The organism is Pseudomonas oplopanacis (assembly GCF_057128725.1).
Genome location: NZ_JBSKHV010000009.1, coordinates 196,973 through 212,587 on the forward strand (window position 1 = coordinate 196,973; position 15,615 = coordinate 212,587).

A 15,615-nucleotide genomic window follows, 5' to 3' on the forward strand; every position below is an offset into this window, starting at 1 on the left:
CGAAGAGGCCAAGCGTGGCGCCTCAAGACTTGGCTGGATATTCCCGATGCATCTGCCCCAGCAACGCATCCTTATCCAGCCACAACTGATTGATCCACCCCTGAAACTGCAACCGATACTCCCCATCCTGGTCGTAGTTCTTGCCAATGAACTGCGGCGGAATCTTCAGCTCCTGAAAATGCACGACCACGTCCCTCACATTCCCGCAGAGCAAATCCCAATACCCCGGACGGCCGCCCGGATAGTGAATCGTCACGTTGACGATGGACTCCAGCTGCTCACCCATCGCATCCAGCACAAACGCAATGCCGCCGGCCTTGGGTTTGAGCAAATACTTGAACGGTGATTTCTGCTGGGCATGCTTGCCCTCGGTGAAGCGCGTGCCCTCGACGAAGTTGAAGATCCCCACCGGGCTGTTGCGAAATTTCGCGCAGGTCTTGCGCGTGGTTTCCAGGTCTTTGCCTTTCTTCTCCGGGTGCTTCTCCAGATACGCCTTGGAATAGCGCTTCATGAACGGAAAGCCCAGCGTCCACCACGCCAGACCAATCACCGGCACCCAGATCAGCTCTTGCTTGAGGAAGAACTTCAGCGGCTGGATGCGCCGGTTGAGCACATATTGCAGGACCATGATGTCGACCCAGCTCTGGTGGTTGCTGGTGATCAGGTACGAGTGCTGATAGTCCAGGCCTTCCAGGCCACTGAGGTGCCAGCGGGTGCGGCAGACCAGGTTCATCCAGGCCTTGTTGTTGCTGATCCACGCTTCATGGGTGTGGCTCATCAGCCAGCGCGTGAAACGCTGGGTGATGGCGAACGGCAGCACCTTGAAAATCGCCACGCAGAACAGAAACGAGCACAGCAGAATGGTATTGAGGGCCAACAACAACGAGGCAATCACACCGCGCACGGCGGCAGGCAAGAAATCCAGCATTTAAACATCCATAGGTCGGTTGGCAGCCTGGATCGCGGTCAACGCGATGGTGTAGACGATGTCATCGACTTGCGCGCCGCGCGGCAGGTCGTTCACCGGTTTGCGCAGGCCTTGCAACATCGGCCCGAGACTCACGCAGTCGGCGCTGCGCTGCACGGCTTTGTGGGTGGTGTTGCCGGTGTTCAGGTCGGGGAACACGAACACCGTGGCGCGCCCTGCAACCTGGCTATTAGGCGCCAGTTGCCGGGCGACGGTTTCGTTGGCAGCGGCGTCGTATTGCAGCGGGCCGTCGATCAGCAGCGAGTTTTGCTGTTCGTGGGCGAGCAGCGTCGCTTCGCGTACTTTCTCGACTTCTTCGCCACTGGCGGACTCACCGCTGGAATAGCTGATCATCGCCACACGCGGGGTGATGCCGAACGCGGCTGCCGAGTCGGCGCTTTGCAGGGCGATCTCGGCCAGTTCGCTGGCGCTCGGGTGCGGGTTCATCACACAGTCGCCGTAGACCAGCACTTCTTCCGGAAACAGCATGAAGAACACCGACGACACCAGCGTGCAGCCTGGCGCGGTTTTAATCAGCTGCAGGGCAGGGCGGATGGTGTTGGCGGTGGAGTGAATGACGCCGGACACGAGGCCGTCGACTTCATCCAGCGCCAGCATCATGGTGCCGATCACCACGGTGTCTTCCAATTGCTGTTCGGCCATCGGCGCGTTAAGGCTTTTGCTTTTGCGCAGGGCAACCATCGGTTCGACATAACGTTCACGGATCAGGTCCGGGTCGAGGATCTCCAGCCCTGGTGGCAGCTCGATGCCTTGTGCACGAGCCACCGCTTCGACGTCTGCCGGTTTCGCCAACAGCACGCAACGGGCAATGCCACGGGCCTGACAGATCGCCGCCGCTTGCACGGTCAACGGCTCGCTGCCTTCTGGCAGTACGATGCGTTTGTTCGCCGCCTGGGCGCGCTGGATCAATTGATAGCGGAACACCGCGGGCGACAGGCGCATCTCACGCGGGGTACCACAGCGCTGGTGCAGCCAGTTGGCATCGAGGTGGCTGGCGACGAAGTCAGTGATGATCTCCGCACGCTCGCGGTCGTCGATCGGGATTTCCTTGTTCAAACCGTTCAACTGGTTCGCGGTGTCGTAGGAGCCGGTACTCACCGACAACACCGGCAAACCCGCCTGCAAGGCGCCACGGCACAGGTCCATGATGCGCGGGTCGGGCAGGGTGTCGCTGGTCAGCAGCAGGCCGGCCAGCGGCACGCCGTTCATGGCCGCGAGGCTCACGGCCAGGATGATGTCGTCGCGATCGCCGGGCGTCACCACCAGCACGCCGGGCTTGAGCAGCTCCACGGTGTTGCGCATGGTGCGGGCGCAGATGATGATTTTGGTCATGCGCCGGGTTTCGTAGTCTCCGGCATTGAGGATTTGTGCGCCCATCAGGTCGGCGACGTCGCGAGTGCGCGGCGCATTCAATTCCGGCTGGAACGGGATGCAGCCCAGCAAGCGGAAATCACCGCTGCGCAGCAACGGCGAGTGTTCCTTCAAGCGTGTGGCGAAGACGTCCATGCTTTCATCGGTCTTGACCTTGTTGAGGATCACGCCGAGGACTTTCGGGTCTTTCGGCCCACCGAACAATTGCGCCTGCAATTCCACGCGGCCGGAGAGCTCGGTCAGGGCTTCGCTTTCTGGCGCGGAGACCAGAATCACGTCGGCATCCAGGCTCTTGGCCAAATGCAGATTGACCCGCGCGGCGTAGCTGGCGCTGCGGGTCGGGACCATGCCTTCGACGACCAGCACGTCCTTGCCGACGGCGGCTTGCTGATAAAGGGTGATGATTTCTTCGAGCAGCTCATCCAGTTGGCCATCGCCGAGCATGCGCTCGACGTGCGCCAGGCCGAGCGGCTGTGGCGGCCGCAAACCGTGGGTACGGGCCACCAGTTCGGTGGAACGTTCCGGGCCGGTGTCGCCCGGATGGGGCTGGGCAATCGGTTTGAAAAAACCGACTTTCAGGCCGGCGCGCTCAAGGGTGCGCACCAGCCCGAGGCTGATGGAAGTCAGACCCACACCAAAATCGGTGGGTGCGATAAAAAAAGTTTGCATGCGAATTCTCTAAGGGAGCATGGCAAAGGCGATCGTTTATACCTGACGATCTACCGAAATTCAGTCGCCAAGGTTATCGCTAACCGGGCCTTGTGCGCACCAACCGCAGTCAAAGGGCTGGCCTATTTTTTCAATACGTTTCGCGGCGTCCAGGACCCAGGCGCGTGATTGCCACGGTGGCTGGTGGCGCAGGTGCTGGGTGTGGCCGCAGGATAGCTCGGCCACCCAGTGCCCGTCCGCATCCTGATGGAAACCGGTGACCGTTGCGCCTGGCGTCGCCAACCTTCCGTCCGGGTTGTGTTCGCTTTCGGGCGATGGCTTCGCTAAACTTGGCCTTTCTTCATTCTTATGCAAAAGGTCTCGCCCCATGCTGATCGCCGCCAATAAGGCTGTCTCCATCGACTATACCCTGACCAACGACGCTGGTGAGGTCATCGACAGCTCCGCCGGTGGCGCGCCGCTGGTCTACCTGCAAGGCGCAGGTAACATCATCCCGGGCCTGGAAAAGGCGCTGGAAGGCAAAGCTGTCGGCGACGAGCTGACCGTAGCCGTTGAACCTGAAGATGCTTACGGCGAGTACGCTGCCGAACTGGTCAGCACCCTGAGCCGCAGCATGTTCGAAGGCGTCGACGAACTGGAAGTGGGCATGCAGTTCCACGCTTCCGCTCCGGATGGCCAGATGCAGATCGTCACCATTCGCGATCTGGACGGCGACGAAGTCACCGTCGACGGCAACCACCCGTTGGCCGGTCAGCGCCTGAATTTCCAGGTCAAGATCATCGACATCCGTGACGCCAGCCAGGAAGAAATCGCTCATGGTCACGTCCATGGCGAAGGTGGCCATCACCACTGATTTTCTGCGCTAAGCTCAGAGAACTGGAGAGGCGCCCGAGGGCGCCTTTTTAGTCGGCGGCTGTCCCTGGCGGCATCGCCACGTGGCTGTTTCGAGAAAAACACGGGAATTTGGAGTTCGTCATGAGTGCTTTTCACGACCTTAAGTTGACAGGCCTGGATGGTCAGGAGCTACCGCTGGCGCCCTTCAAGGGGCACGTCGTGCTGGTGGTCAATGTCGCCTCCAAATGTGGCTTGACCCCACAGTACGCGGCGCTGGAAAACCTCTACCAGCAATACAAAGGTAAAGGTTTCAGCGTGCTCGGCTTGCCTTGCAACCAGTTTGCCGGGCAGGAGCCGGGTTCCGAGCAGGAAATCCAGGAGTTTTGCAGCCTCAACTATGGCGTGACCTTTCCGTTGTCCAGCAAGCTGGAAGTCAACGGTCATGAGCGTCATCAGCTGTATCGCCTGCTGGCGGGCGAGGGAGCGGAATTCCCGGGTGACATTACCTGGAACTTCGAAAAATTCCTGCTGGGCAAGGACGGTCGTGTGCTGGCGCGGTTTTCCCCGCGTACGGCGCCGGATGATCCGACGATCGTGCATGCGATTGAAAAAGCACTGAGCTGAACCCCAAAAAATCGCAGCCCTCGGGCTGCGATTTTTTATGCCTGCCTTTTGACCCTTAATCACCCAGATCAATAGTGCTGGGCTTCGCTTTGAACTGCGCATATTATCGCTGTCATAAAATTCCATCCCGTCGATATCGTTTTCGTGGAGTGCCCCATGCCCGTTAAAGCCCTGTTCAAACCGTTCCACCTCGGCACCCTCGAACTGCCGACCCGCGTCGTCATGGCGCCGATGACCCGCTCGTTTTCGCCGGGTGGCGTGCCTAATTCCAAAGTGATCGAGTACTACCGTCGTCGCGCCGCCGCAGGCGTGGGCTTGATCATCACCGAAGGCACCACCGTCGGTCACAAGGCGTCGAACGGCTACCCGAACGTGCCGCATTTCTACGGTGACGCCGCGCTGGCCGGCTGGAAGAAAGTCGTCGACGCGGTGCATGCCGAAGGCGGCAAGATCGTTCCACAGCTGTGGCATGTCGGTAGCGTGCGTCGTATCGGCACTGAGCCGGATGCGAGTGTGCCGGGTTACGGCCCGTCGGAAAAACTGAAGGACGGTCAGGTCGTGGTTCACGGCATGACCAAACAGGATATCCAGGACGTGATCGCCGCATTCGCCCAAGCCGCCAAGGATGCCCAGAGCATTGGCATGGACGGCGTGGAAATCCATGGCGCCCACGGCTATCTGGTCGACCAGTTTTTCTGGGAAGGCAGCAACCAGCGCACCGACGAATACGGTGGCGATCTGGCCAACCGTTCACGTTTCGCTATCGAACTGATTCAAGCCGTGCGTGCCGCGGTCGGCGAAGGCTTCCCGATCATCTTCCGTTTCTCGCAGTGGAAGCAGCAGGATTACACCGCACGACTGGTGCAAACACCGGAAGCGCTGGGCGAGTTCCTCAAGCCGCTGTCCGACGCTGGCGTGGACATTTTCCACTGCTCGACGCGCCGTTTCTGGGAGCCGGAATTCGACGGTTCCGAGCTAAACCTGGCCGGCTGGACTCGCAAACTGACGGGCAAGCCGACCATCACCGTGGGCAGCGTTGGCCTGGATGGCGAGTTCCTGCAGTTCATGGTCAACACCGACAAGATCGCCCAACCGGCGAGCCTGGAGAAACTGCTGGAGCGCTTGAACAACGACGAATTCGATCTGGTGGCTGTGGGTCGTGCGTTGCTGGTTGATCCGGACTGGGCGCAGAAGGTGCGTGACGGGCGTGAAGAAGACATCCTGCCGTTTAGCCGTGAGGCGTTGATGACCTTGGTTTAAGCGGCGACTGGAAGGGCCTCTTCGCGAGCAGGCTCGCTCCCACAGGTTTTATGCACGACGCAGAACCCTTGTGGAAGCGAGCCTGCTCGCGAAGACGGATTCAAGGTTGCCAAACAGTCAGGATAAGGTCTGGGCCCCAGGAACCACCAACTCCCCCACACAAGCCCCCCGCAACTGCCCTTCGAACTGCTCGATAATCGCCGCCCAACCCTGCCGGCTCGCATGCTGGCGCGCATTCAGGCGCACACAGCGCAAGGTCTCGCGCGCTTCCAGCAGCCACGCTGCCGCCTCACAGAACGCCTCTTCATCCCCCGGCATCGCCAGTACGCCGTTATAGCCATGACGGATATGTTGAGCAGCGGCCGCCTGATCATAAGCAACCACCCCCAACCCCGAGGCCAATGCTTCAAGCACCACGTTGCCAAAGGTTTCGGTCATGCTCGGAAACAGGAACACATCACCGGATGCGTAGTGACTGGCCAACGCTTCGCCGCGTTGCGAACCGCAGAAAACCGCCTCGGGCAGTTCCTGCTCCAGCACTGCTCGTTGTGGGCCGTCACCAATCACGATCAAACGCAGGTTGCGCCGTGGATAAGTGGCCTTCAGTGCGTGGAAACTGCGCTTGAGCAAGCCGAGGTTTTTCTCCGGGGCCAAGCGTCCGACATGAATGATCGCGATGTCATTCTCGGCCAGTCCCCACTGTTCGCGCAGCGATGCCAGCCTTTTGCTCGGATGAAACAATTGGCTGTCGACCCCCCGGGAGAGCAAGGCCAGGCGTTCGAAGCTGCGACGCTCAAGCTCCATGCGCTGGCTGGGGCTCGGGACCAGGGTCAGGGTCGAACGGTTGTGGAACCAGCGCAGGTAGTGAGTCAGCATTCGCGTCAGTAACCCCAGCCCGTATTGGCTGGAGTACTGCTGAAAGTTGGTGTGAAAGCCGCTGACCACCGAAATCCCCAGCCGCCGTGCCGCACGCAACGCAGACAAACCCAGCGGCCCTTCAGTGGCGATGTACAGCACGTCCGGGCGATGCCGGGTCCAGCGCCTGAGCAACTTGTGCATCGACGACTGGCCCCATTGCAAGCCGGGATAGCCCGGCAGCGGCCAGCCGCGACACAACAGCAAATCATCGTCACTGCTCATTTGCTGATCACTAAGTTGGCGTGGCCGGACCAATTCCACCTGATGCCCGCGCGCGCGCAAACCGTCGCACAAACGGCCAAGGGTATTGGCCACGCCGTTGATTTCCGGAGGGAATGTTTCAGTGATCAGAGTGATATGCAGAGCTGTCGTCATGACCTCAGTGTCGTCTGAGGCCATGTCGTCATTGTGGCGCTTTGATGATGGATTTATGACCTGATCAGCGCTGGGCCACCAGATTTTCCGCGCCGCGCTCACGCACCCAGAACAGCGTCGCCCCGGCCACGGCGGCCGGCATCATCAGAATGTTCACCACCGGGATCAACAGCACCAGATACACGCTGCCGCCAAAGCTCATGCTCTGCCAGCGTTTCTGCCGCAGCCAGGCGAGCATTTCGTTCCAGCCCAGCTTGTGGTTGTCCGCCGGGTAGTCGATGTACTGGATCGCCATCATCCATACCCCGAACAGCAGCCACAGCGGCGCGGCGATGATGTTGACCACCGGGATGAAGGACAGGATGAAAAGCCCGATCGCCCGGGGCAGGAAGTAGCCGAGTTTGCGCATCTCCCGGGACAGGGTGCGCGGGACCATGGCGATCAATTCGCCCCAGCTGAAGGACGGGAAATCGTCGGTGCCGCGCACCACCACTTCGACTTTTTCTGCGAGGAAGCCGTTGAAGGGCGCGGCGATTACGTTGGCGAGCATGGTGAAGGTGAAAAACACCATCAACACCACCAGCACCACGAAAATCGGCCAGAGGATGTAGCTGAGAAAACTCAGCCAGTCGGGCAGGGTGGGCATCAGCGTATCGACCCACAGGCTGAATTGATGGCCGGCCAGGTAAATCAATCCGACGAACAGCACCAGGTTGATGGCCAGCGGCAACAACACGAATAAACGCAGGCTGGGACTAAGGACCAACTTGAGGCCTTCGCGCAGGTATTGCGGTCCGGACAGGACGGGTGCGGGCATAACGTGCTCCGGGCAGAGGTAAACGCGCCGACCTTACCGGCTTTGCCGAAAGGGGGAAAGCGCGGCGGCGGTATCGACATTCACTGTAACAAAGACGCCTTTATAGTCGCCGTGGTCGGATAGAGACCACCTATGAGCTGGATTGTTAAACCGTATTTCCTTAATCTTCGCCCCCTCGATACGCTGCACCCAATCTTTTTGCAGGACTGTCGTACTCAAGCCTTCCCCAAGGTCAACCACGGTCCTTTTTTATTCCCGCCGGCAATCCGGCGTTCCGCGCCCGGTGTTCAGGGCCGGTCAACAGGAGCAGGTCATGTCTGAAGTCCGTCATTCGCGAGTGATTATTCTCGGTTCCGGCCCTGCCGGTTACAGCGCTGCGGTCTATGCCGCCCGTGCCAACCTCAAGCCGCTGCTGATCACCGGCATGCAAGCCGGCGGTCAACTGACCACCACCACCGAAGTCGACAACTGGCCGGGCGACGTCCACGGCCTGACCGGCCCGGCGTTGATGGAGCGTATGAAAGAGCACGCCGAGCGTTTTGAGACCGAGATCGTTTTCGATCACATCAATGCCGTGGACTTTGCTTCCAAGCCGTACACCCTGATCGGCGACAGCGCGAAGTACACCTGCGACGCGCTGATCATCGCGACCGGCGCCAGCGCTCGTTACCTGGGCCTGCCGTCCGAAGAAGCGTTCATGGGCAAAGGCGTGTCGGCCTGCGCGACCTGCGACGGTTTCTTCTATCGCAACAAGCCAGTGGCTGTGGTCGGCGGCGGCAACACCGCGGTTGAAGAAGCCCTGTACCTGGCCAACATCGCCAGCAAGGTGACCCTGATCCACCGTCGCGAAACCTTCCGCGCCGAGAAGATCCTGATCGACAAGCTCAATGCCCGGGTTGCCGAAGGCAAGATCGAGCTGAAACTGAACTCGAACCTGGACGAAGTCCTGGGCGACAACATGGGCGTGACCGGTGCTCGCCTGAAGAACAACGACGGCAGCTTCGACGAGCTGAAAGTCGACGGCGTGTTCATTGCCATCGGCCACACCCCGAACACCTCGTTGTTCGAAGGTCAGCTGACGCTGAAAGATGGCTACCTGGTGGTGCAGGGCGGCCGTGAAGGCAACGCCACGGCGACCAGCGTCGAAGGTATCTTTGCCGCCGGTGACGTGGCTGACCACGTTTACCGTCAGGCGATCACCTCGGCCGGCGCTGGCTGCATGGCTGCGCTGGACACCGAGCGTTACCTGGACGACCTGCAGAACGCCAAGTTCTGAGATCGTTGAAATGAAAAAACCGGTCTCGGCCGGTTTTTTTGTGCCCACACAAATATCCGATCAACCTCGTGGGAGCGAGCCTGCTCGCGAAAGCGGTGTGTCAGTCGACATCAATGTTGAATGATAAGTCGCTTTCGCGAGCAGGCTCGCTCCCACAGGGGAAGTGTTGCGCCCTCAGCCCCTGAGTCGCTCCTGAACGAAGTCCATCACCTTCAGCGATTGATAGATCGCATTGGCGGCCACCCGCCCGAACGGCCCGCCATTCCAGTCCAGCAAATACGGCTTGAACAACTCATACCGCTTCGTTTCCCCGCACACGGCCTCGGCAATCACCCGTCCACCAATCGAGCCGGTATTCAGACCGTGACCGCCAAATGAAGTACAGGCCCAAACACCCGGCTCCAATAACCCCAGGTTCGGCATTTTATTGGTGGAGTAACCCATCAGACCGGACCAGGCCAATTCAATTTTTACCGGTGCCAGTTGCGGGTAGACCGACACCATGTCGGCCTTGAGCATGGCTGCCAGGGCCTGTTCATTCTGTTCGTTACGGGTGGTAATGCGTCCGCCCCACAGCAGTCGGTCGCCTTCGACGATGCGGTAGTAGTCAGACGCGCGACGGTCATCGGAAAAAGCCGCGCCGGAGTCGAGGACGTTTTTGATCGTGTCGCCCAGGTGTTCGGTCAACACCACGTAGGTGGCGATGGGCAGGTATGCGCGGCTGAGTTTTTGCAACTCGGGGCCGCCATAACCGCCGGCGCAGAACACCAGGTCCTTGCAGCACACAGTGCCGTGCGCGGTCTTGATGATTTTGTCGCTGCCTTCGCGGTGCCAGGCGAGCATCTTCGATTGCTCGAAAATCCTGCCTCCCGCCGTTTCGATGGCCAGGGCCAGGCCCAGGCAATAATTGAGCGGGTGGAAATGCAGGGCGTTCGGGTCTTCGACGCCCTGGAAATAGCGCAACGTGTGTGCCCGTTCGCGGACCTGCGCGGTGTCGAGAAAGTTGAGTTCGTACCCGAAATCGCGGCGCATGGCGTCAATGTGGTTTTTCACACCTGCACCGTCGTCGTAGCGCTTGACCCGAATTGTGCCCGCCGACGGCGTGCAACCGCTCAGGGCCAATTCAGCAATATTGCGGCGGACAATCTCTACGCCTTCGACCGACATCTGGAACAGCGCCTTGGCGTGCTCCAGCCCAAGTTTTTTGCGAATCGCTCCAGACCCTTCCGCCCAGCCCGGCGAGACCACGCCGCCATTGCGGCCCGACGCGCCCCAAGCGACCTGATGGCCTTCGAGGATGATCACGCGCTTGCCGCGACGGGTCAGCTCAAGGGCCGCGGTGAGGCCGGCGATGCCGGCACCGATGATGCACACGTCGCAGGTTTCGTCCGTGTTCAATTCGGACCTCGCCGGGCGAGGCAGCGAGGTCTGGGAATACCAGGTGTTTGGGAAGGACATGGTCAATCCTTGAAGAGTCGGTTCTCTGTGGGAGCGAGCAGGCTCGCTCCCACAGAAGGGGGGCGTTTACTTGATGGTCGAGTAGTCGACGCCGTACCACTTGTCCGACAGCTTGGTCAGCGTGCCGTCCTTGTGCATTTCGCCGATGATTTCGCCCAGCTTGGCCTTCAACTCCGGGTCACCCTTGTCGGTGGCAACGGCCAACGGTTCGTAGAACACCACGCCGTTGTCAACGGCGCGCAACGGATAACCCTTCTTGACGGCTGCATCCAGCGTGCTGCGTTGCGTGAGGATGGCGTCCAGTCGGGTACCGTCGCCCAGGCGCAGATCGTCGAGTGGGCCGACGGAGCCGGAGTAAGTTTTCATTTTCTCGGTTTTGACGTCGTAGACGACTGGCGGCACGTCAGTGGTTTCGATGGCCAGCGCCTGGCTGAAGTAATCCTCGGACGTGGTGCCGCCTTCGACGCCGATGGTTTTGCCATTGAGGGCTTTGTGGTCGGTGACCGTGGATTTGTTGTGCACGGCAAACACATAGGGAACGTAGTAATAGGTCCCCGGGAAATCGAGAATCCGCGCACGACTTTTGGTCGCGGTCATCGAGCCCACAGACACGTCCCATCGGCCATTCCACTTGCCGGCGGTGATCACGTCCCAGTCGGGTGTGATGAATTTGGCCTCGACGCCGAGACGCTTGGCGATCTCTTTCGAAACATCAATGTCAAAACCGTCGATTTCGTTTTTGTCATTGATAAACCCCTGGGGTGGCCAGGTGGCCGAGGTGGCGACGGTCATCGTCTTGCTGCTCTGGATCTTGTCCAGCACGGCTCCGGCATTGGCAACGCCAACAAACAACAGTGACAGGGAGGCTGCGAGGGTGATTGCGCGTTTTCTACTGAGCATGTCCATCTCCACTTTTCGTTATTGTTATGCGGGGGGTAAAGCGCTTCTCAGTGACCGATGATTTGCGACAGGAATTTCTGCGCGCGTTCGGTCTGCGGGTTGTTGAAAAACTCGGCCGGGGTGGCTTGTTCGATGACCTGGCCCTGATCCATAAAGAGCACCCGGTCAGCGACCTTGCTGGCGAAGCCCATTTCGTGGGTCACGCAGATCATGGTCATGCCGTCGGTGGCCAGTTCGCTCATGACGTCCAGCACTTCATGGACCATTTCCGGGTCCAGCGCGGAGGTCGGTTCGTCGAACAGCATCACTTTCGGATTCATGCACAGCGCCCGCGCAATCGCCACGCGTTGCTGCTGACCGCCGGACAGTTGCGACGGATACTTGTGCGCGTGTTCGGCAATGCGCACCCGTTCGAGGTAAACCTGTGCGCGCTTTTTCGCCTCGGCAGACGACACGCCTTGCACCAGTTGCGGGGCCAGGGTCAGGTTGTCGATCACACTCAAGTGCGGGAACAGATTGAAGCTCTGAAACACCATGCCGATTTCGCTGCGCACGGCGCTGACACTTTCCGCTTCGCTGGTGAGGGTGATGCCGTTGACCTGGATGTGGCCTTTCTGGAAATTTTCCAGGTGGTTGATGCAGCGAATCATCGTCGACTTGCCAGAGCCCGACGGTCCGCATACCACCAGAATTTCCCCGGTGGCGACAGTCAGGTCGACATCGCGCAAGGCGTGAAAATTGCCGTACCACTTGTTCAGGCCCGTGATCGAAATCATCGAAGGGCCGGGCTGTGCAGTCACGGCCGGGTCGAGTTGTTCAGCGGTATTGGTTCGAGTCATCACGTATCAGCCCCTTGCCGTGGAACGGTTGACCCGTTTTTCGATGCGCGCCTGCACCCGTTCGAGAATGAACGACAGCGCCCAGTAAATCATCGCCGCAGTAATCAGCATCTCCAGGTGGCGGAAGTCGGCACGGCCCTGGGTCTTGGCCAGGTACATCAGTTCCCAGACGCCGATCACCGACACCAGCGAACTGTCCTTGAGCATGGCGATGAATTGGTTACCGGTCGGTGGAATGATCACCCGCAAGGCCTGGGGCATGATCACGCGGCTGAGGGTTTTGAACGGGCTGATATTCAGCGCTCGTGATGCTTCCCACTGACCGACCGGAATGCTCTGGATACCGGCGCGGAAAATTTCGGTCATGTAGGCGCCGTAGCACAGCGACAGCGCAAGGATGCCGGCCGGCACTGCGTCAACCACATAGCCCAGTTGCGGCAGGCCCAGGTAAATCAGGTAGATCTGGATCAGCAGCGGCACGCCGCGAAAGAACGAGGTGTAGAACGAAGCGAGCGCATTGGCCAGGCCGTTGTTCGACAGCTTCGCCACCGCGCCGATCAATGCCAGGACAAACGCGATCACAATGGCCACGGCAGAGATGTACAAGGTGGTTGCGGCGCCCTGGATGATCAGGAAACCGACCTTGTCGAGAATGAAACTGTAGGAGAGGTCGAAGGTGTCGAAGAATGCCAGAAACAGAATCAGCAACTCGACCCACACCACCGTGGTTTGTACCTTGAACTTCAAGCGCCCGAGCACATGGAAGTTCAGTGTGCCCAGTGCGGCGATGCCCAGGCCAATGGCAATGTTGCGAGCGGTCAGGCTGTCCGGGGCATTGCCCAGCAGCGGTTGCAGAAAGTGACTGAGTGCGCTGTTACCCAGGTTCATCAGGTAGGAGCCGAGAAACAGCACCACGGCTACGCCGAGCAGGAATTGAGGATCGTTAGACTTTTTCTTATAAATTATATTGTCGTGATACATAACTGCCTCAGTTTGTAGGTGGTGACGATCTCGCTGGGTAAAGGGGGCTTTGGGCAGTATTGCGACGCGAATTCAGGGACAACAAGCGACCATAATTCGCTATGTCAGTCCCTGAGCTCATTTTGCAATCAGGATAGTTTCGCGAGGCATGCCTCAAGGATGTCGAGCCCTTCCTCCAGCACCGAGGCTTCGGTGGTCAATGGCGCCAGCAGGCGGATGATGTGGCGCGACTTGCCGCTGGGCATCAGCAGCAGGCCTGCCTCTCGAGCCAGTGCCAGCAGTTGCGTCAACTGGGCCGGCGCCGGTGTGCCATCGGCATGGGCCAACTCGATGCCGCGCATCGCGCCAACGCCGGTCAAACGCCCCAGATACGGAGAAAGTTTGCTGTCGCGCCAGGCTTGGTAGCGGCTGACGATCGCTTCCTCCTGCTGTGTGCCCCAGGCTTGCAGGTTGGCATCCGTCATTTCATCCAGCGTCGCCAAACCGGCGGCGCAGGCGATGGGATTGCCCGAGTAAGTGCCGCCCAGACCGCCCTTGGGCAACGTGTCGAGCAACGCCTTGCGCCCGACCACCGCACCCAGCGGCACGCCGCCGGCAATGCTTTTACCCAGCAGGATCAAATCCGGCTCAATGCCCAGTCGCGAAAACGCAAAGCGCTCGCCGGTGCGGCCGAAGCCAGACTGGATTTCATCGGCAATCAGCAGGATGTTCTTTTCATCGCAGAACTTACGAAGTGCTTGGGCGAACTCCACGTCCATCGCGAGGAAGCCCGCTTCACCCTGCACCGGTTCAACGATGAAACAGGCCACGTCTTCAACGTCGATTTCGACGCTGAACAGTCGGTCCATGGCCTTCAGCGCTTCAGCGCAGGTTACGCCGTTATCCTTGCTCGGGTAGGGCAAGTGAAACACCGGGCCGGGTAGCACGCCGACTTTCTGTTTGTAGGGGGCGACCTTGCCGTTGAGGTTGAGGGTGGCGAGGGTGCGCCCGTGGAAGGCGCCGTCGAAGGCGATCACGGCAGTGCGGCCAGTGGCGCCACGGACGATCTTCAGGGCGTTTTCCGCCGCTTCCGCGCCGCTGTTGGTGAGCATGCCGCTGACCGGGTAATCCACCGGCATGAACGCGGTCAGGCGCTCCATCAGTTCGAGGTAGGGCACATGCGGGGCGGCGTTGAACGCGTAGTGGGTCAGGCGGGTGGCTTGTTCGCGAATGGCGTCGACGATGCGCGGGTGGCAATGGCCGAGGTTCAGCACGCCGATGCCACCGACGAAGTCGATGTAGCGTTTGCCATCGGTGTCCCAGACCTCGGCATTTTTGCCGTGGCTGAGTGTGACAGGATGAACGATGTTGATCGACCGGCTGATGGATTCGCTGCTCATGGATGACCGACTCTGAAGAAGGGATGCTTCTTTTTATCTAAGCCGTGAGCAGCGGTTTGGGGCAAACGAAATAAAGTGGCCGGGTCAATCTTAAAAGTCGGGATGTTGCCTGACGAGGGGGCTAGCGAAACGCAATTGTGGCGAGGGAGCTTGCTCCCGCTGGACTGCGCAGCGGTCCCCTGCTTTTTAAGTTAAGCAGGGTCGCTTCGCGGCCCAACGGGAGCAAGCTCCCTCGCCACAGGTTCAGTGTCGCTTGTGAGGTGTTGTGTAGGCTTTGATCAGCGACGAGTGAGCGGTTGTTGCGCGAACTTCACACCGGCCAATCCATGAGCAATCAGCGCGCGGATATTGCCGTGATCGCTGCCTTCAGGCGTTGCCACCACCGAGCGGTAATGCTCGCCAAATGCCAACAGCGCTTCTTCATCGCTCAGGCCTTCCAGCAGCGCCAGACCCAGGGTCTTGCACGAACCTTCATTCTGACCGGCCGCGTTTTCTACGCCGCCGTTGTTGAAGGCCTGGGGTTGATAGTCGTAACCGGCGGCGATGAAGGCCAGTGTGTCGGCAAAGACGTGCTCGCCGCTCTTGAGGCTGGCGCGCAGGGTGTCCAAATCACTCATTGGGTTTTCCTTTGGCGAACGCCGCCTGTTGTTCGGCGCTGGCTTCTTGCTGGTATTGGGCTTTCCATTCGGCGTACGGCATGCCGTAAACCACTTCGCGGGCGTCATCGAGGCTGACGTCGATCTGGCGTTCGTCGGCAGCGGCCTTGTACCACTTGGACAGGCAGTTGCGGCAGAAACCGGAGAGGTTCATCAGGTCGATGTTCTGCACATCCTTGCGGCTGTCCAGATGGGCCACCAGCCGGCGAAAGGCGGCGGCTTCAAGTTCCAGGCGTTGTTGATCGGTCATGGCGGGCTCTGTGCGGTCGA

Annotated in this window: 16 protein-coding genes; 4 read left to right on the forward strand and 12 right to left on the reverse strand. The window is 59.9% G+C overall.

Going from position 1 to position 15,615, the window contains the following annotated elements:
* Positions 1-22: 22 nt before the first annotated feature.
* Genes ACWKV5_RS19175 through ACWKV5_RS19185 form a run of 3 tightly spaced genes read right to left on the reverse strand, consistent with a single transcriptional unit; the run spans position 23 to position 3,427 of the window.
* Positions 23-928: a 1-acylglycerol-3-phosphate O-acyltransferase, YihG family gene (locus ACWKV5_RS19175; RefSeq protein WP_483842562.1), complete on the reverse strand. Its 906-nt coding sequence runs from the start codon at positions 926-928 to the stop codon at positions 23-25.
* Complete coding sequence (gene pta, locus ACWKV5_RS19180; protein WP_483842563.1) at positions 929-3,028, reverse strand: phosphate acetyltransferase; 2,100 nt, start codon at positions 3,026-3,028, stop codon at positions 929-931. It abuts the gene before it with no gap.
* A gap of 60 nt (positions 3,029-3,088) precedes the next feature.
* Positions 3,089-3,427, reverse strand: coding sequence for a DUF3565 domain-containing protein (locus ACWKV5_RS19185; protein WP_483842564.1), 339 nt, complete (start codon positions 3,425-3,427; stop codon positions 3,089-3,091).
* On the opposite strand from ACWKV5_RS19185, the gene ACWKV5_RS19190 reads away from it, so the two are divergent.
* The 3 genes from ACWKV5_RS19190 to ACWKV5_RS19200 all read left to right on the forward strand — a co-directional run bounded on the left by ACWKV5_RS19190 (position 3,396) and on the right by ACWKV5_RS19200 (position 5,746).
* Complete coding sequence (locus tag ACWKV5_RS19190; protein ID WP_140666744.1) at positions 3,396-3,881, forward strand: FKBP-type peptidyl-prolyl cis-trans isomerase; 486 nt, start codon at positions 3,396-3,398, stop codon at positions 3,879-3,881. The genes ACWKV5_RS19185 and ACWKV5_RS19190 overlap by 32 nt on opposite strands.
* Positions 3,882-4,003: 122 nt before the next feature.
* On the forward strand, positions 4,004-4,486 hold the full coding sequence (locus ACWKV5_RS19195) for a glutathione peroxidase (protein ID WP_483842565.1): 483 nt from the start codon (positions 4,004-4,006) through the stop codon (positions 4,484-4,486).
* 156 nt (positions 4,487-4,642) lie between these two features.
* The gene (locus ACWKV5_RS19200; protein ID WP_483842566.1) at positions 4,643-5,746 is read left to right on the forward strand and encodes an NADH:flavin oxidoreductase; all 1,104 of its coding nucleotides are present in this window, start codon (positions 4,643-4,645) and stop codon (positions 5,744-5,746) included.
* A 117-nt stretch (positions 5,747-5,863) separates the two neighbouring features.
* On the opposite strand, the gene ACWKV5_RS19205 is transcribed toward ACWKV5_RS19200, so the two are convergent.
* Both ACWKV5_RS19205 and cysZ read right to left on the reverse strand, forming a co-directional pair.
* Positions 5,864-7,063: a glycosyltransferase family 4 protein gene (locus tag ACWKV5_RS19205; RefSeq protein ID WP_483842567.1), complete on the reverse strand. Its 1,200-nt coding sequence runs from the start codon at positions 7,061-7,063 to the stop codon at positions 5,864-5,866.
* Positions 7,064-7,103: 40 nt separating this feature from the next.
* A complete protein-coding gene (gene cysZ, locus ACWKV5_RS19210) occupies positions 7,104-7,856 on the reverse strand; it encodes a sulfate transporter CysZ (protein WP_123435330.1) in 753 nt (250 codons plus the stop codon).
* A 313-nt stretch (positions 7,857-8,169) separates the two neighbouring features.
* Between cysZ and trxB the strand changes: the two genes are divergently transcribed.
* Complete coding sequence (trxB, locus tag ACWKV5_RS19215) at positions 8,170-9,132, forward strand: thioredoxin-disulfide reductase (RefSeq protein ID WP_140666732.1); 963 nt, start codon at positions 8,170-8,172, stop codon at positions 9,130-9,132.
* 174 nt (positions 9,133-9,306) lie between these two features.
* Here trxB and ACWKV5_RS19220 read toward each other — a convergent pair whose 3' ends face one another.
* The 7 genes from ACWKV5_RS19220 to ACWKV5_RS19250 all read right to left on the reverse strand — a co-directional run bounded on the left by ACWKV5_RS19220 (position 9,307) and on the right by ACWKV5_RS19250 (position 15,595).
* The gene (locus ACWKV5_RS19220; protein ID WP_483842568.1) at positions 9,307-10,590 is read right to left on the reverse strand and encodes an NAD(P)/FAD-dependent oxidoreductase; all 1,284 of its coding nucleotides are present in this window, start codon (positions 10,588-10,590) and stop codon (positions 9,307-9,309) included.
* A 66-nt stretch (positions 10,591-10,656) separates the two neighbouring features.
* Positions 10,657-11,490 carry a transporter substrate-binding domain-containing protein gene (locus ACWKV5_RS19225; RefSeq protein ID WP_027924558.1) on the reverse strand — a complete coding sequence of 278 codons (834 nt, stop codon included), beginning with the start codon at positions 11,488-11,490 and terminating at the stop codon, positions 10,657-10,659.
* Positions 11,491-11,537: 47 nt separating this feature from the next.
* Positions 11,538-12,329: an amino acid ABC transporter ATP-binding protein gene (locus ACWKV5_RS19230; protein ID WP_483842569.1), complete on the reverse strand. Its 792-nt coding sequence runs from the start codon at positions 12,327-12,329 to the stop codon at positions 11,538-11,540.
* Positions 12,330-12,335: 6 nt separating this feature from the next.
* Positions 12,336-13,310, reverse strand: a complete 975-nt coding sequence (locus ACWKV5_RS19235; protein ID WP_027924560.1) for an amino acid ABC transporter permease — start codon at positions 13,308-13,310, stop codon at positions 12,336-12,338.
* A 128-nt stretch (positions 13,311-13,438) separates the two neighbouring features.
* A complete protein-coding gene (locus tag ACWKV5_RS19240; protein ID WP_483842570.1) occupies positions 13,439-14,689 on the reverse strand; it encodes a 2-aminoadipate transaminase in 1,251 nt (416 codons plus the stop codon).
* A gap of 278 nt (positions 14,690-14,967) precedes the next feature.
* A complete protein-coding gene (locus ACWKV5_RS19245; protein WP_483842571.1) occupies positions 14,968-15,306 on the reverse strand; it encodes a HopJ type III effector protein in 339 nt (112 codons plus the stop codon).
* Positions 15,299-15,595 carry a DUF1244 domain-containing protein gene (locus ACWKV5_RS19250; protein WP_007944633.1) on the reverse strand — a complete coding sequence of 99 codons (297 nt, stop codon included), beginning with the start codon at positions 15,593-15,595 and terminating at the stop codon, positions 15,299-15,301. The genes ACWKV5_RS19245 and ACWKV5_RS19250 overlap by 8 nt, the downstream gene beginning before the upstream one ends.
* Between the last annotated feature and the right edge of the window lie 20 nt (positions 15,596-15,615).

What these genes read in the sequence shown, in the direction of transcription:
- ACWKV5_RS19175 (WP_483842562.1), bottom strand. Translation starts at nt 928, where the DNA reads ATGCTGGATTTCTTGCCTGCCGCCGTGCGCGGTGTGATTGCCTCGTTG.
- pta (WP_483842563.1), bottom strand. Translation starts at nt 3,028, where the DNA reads ATGCAAACTTTTTTTATCGCACCCACCGATTTTGGTGTGGGTCTGACT.
- ACWKV5_RS19190 (WP_140666744.1), top strand. Translation starts at nt 3,396, where the DNA reads ATGCTGATCGCCGCCAATAAGGCTGTCTCCATCGACTATACCCTGACC.
- ACWKV5_RS19185 (WP_483842564.1), bottom strand. Translation starts at nt 3,427, where the DNA reads ATGGAGACAGCCTTATTGGCGGCGATCAGCATGGGGCGAGACCTTTTG.
- ACWKV5_RS19195 (WP_483842565.1), top strand. Translation starts at nt 4,004, where the DNA reads ATGAGTGCTTTTCACGACCTTAAGTTGACAGGCCTGGATGGTCAGGAG.
- ACWKV5_RS19200 (WP_483842566.1), top strand. Translation starts at nt 4,643, where the DNA reads ATGCCCGTTAAAGCCCTGTTCAAACCGTTCCACCTCGGCACCCTCGAA.
- ACWKV5_RS19205 (WP_483842567.1), bottom strand. Translation starts at nt 7,063, where the DNA reads ATGGCCTCAGACGACACTGAGGTCATGACGACAGCTCTGCATATCACT.
- cysZ (WP_123435330.1), bottom strand. Translation starts at nt 7,856, where the DNA reads ATGCCCGCACCCGTCCTGTCCGGACCGCAATACCTGCGCGAAGGCCTC.
- trxB (WP_140666732.1), top strand. Translation starts at nt 8,170, where the DNA reads ATGTCTGAAGTCCGTCATTCGCGAGTGATTATTCTCGGTTCCGGCCCT.
- ACWKV5_RS19220 (WP_483842568.1), bottom strand. Translation starts at nt 10,590, where the DNA reads ATGTCCTTCCCAAACACCTGGTATTCCCAGACCTCGCTGCCTCGCCCG.
- ACWKV5_RS19225 (WP_027924558.1), bottom strand. Translation starts at nt 11,490, where the DNA reads ATGCTCAGTAGAAAACGCGCAATCACCCTCGCAGCCTCCCTGTCACTG.
- ACWKV5_RS19230 (WP_483842569.1), bottom strand. Translation starts at nt 12,329, where the DNA reads ATGACTCGAACCAATACCGCTGAACAACTCGACCCGGCCGTGACTGCA.
- ACWKV5_RS19235 (WP_027924560.1), bottom strand. Translation starts at nt 13,310, where the DNA reads ATGTATCACGACAATATAATTTATAAGAAAAAGTCTAACGATCCTCAA.
- ACWKV5_RS19240 (WP_483842570.1), bottom strand. Translation starts at nt 14,689, where the DNA reads ATGAGCAGCGAATCCATCAGCCGGTCGATCAACATCGTTCATCCTGTC.
- ACWKV5_RS19245 (WP_483842571.1), bottom strand. Translation starts at nt 15,306, where the DNA reads ATGAGTGATTTGGACACCCTGCGCGCCAGCCTCAAGAGCGGCGAGCAC.
- ACWKV5_RS19250 (WP_007944633.1), bottom strand. Translation starts at nt 15,595, where the DNA reads ATGACCGATCAACAACGCCTGGAACTTGAAGCCGCCGCCTTTCGCCGG.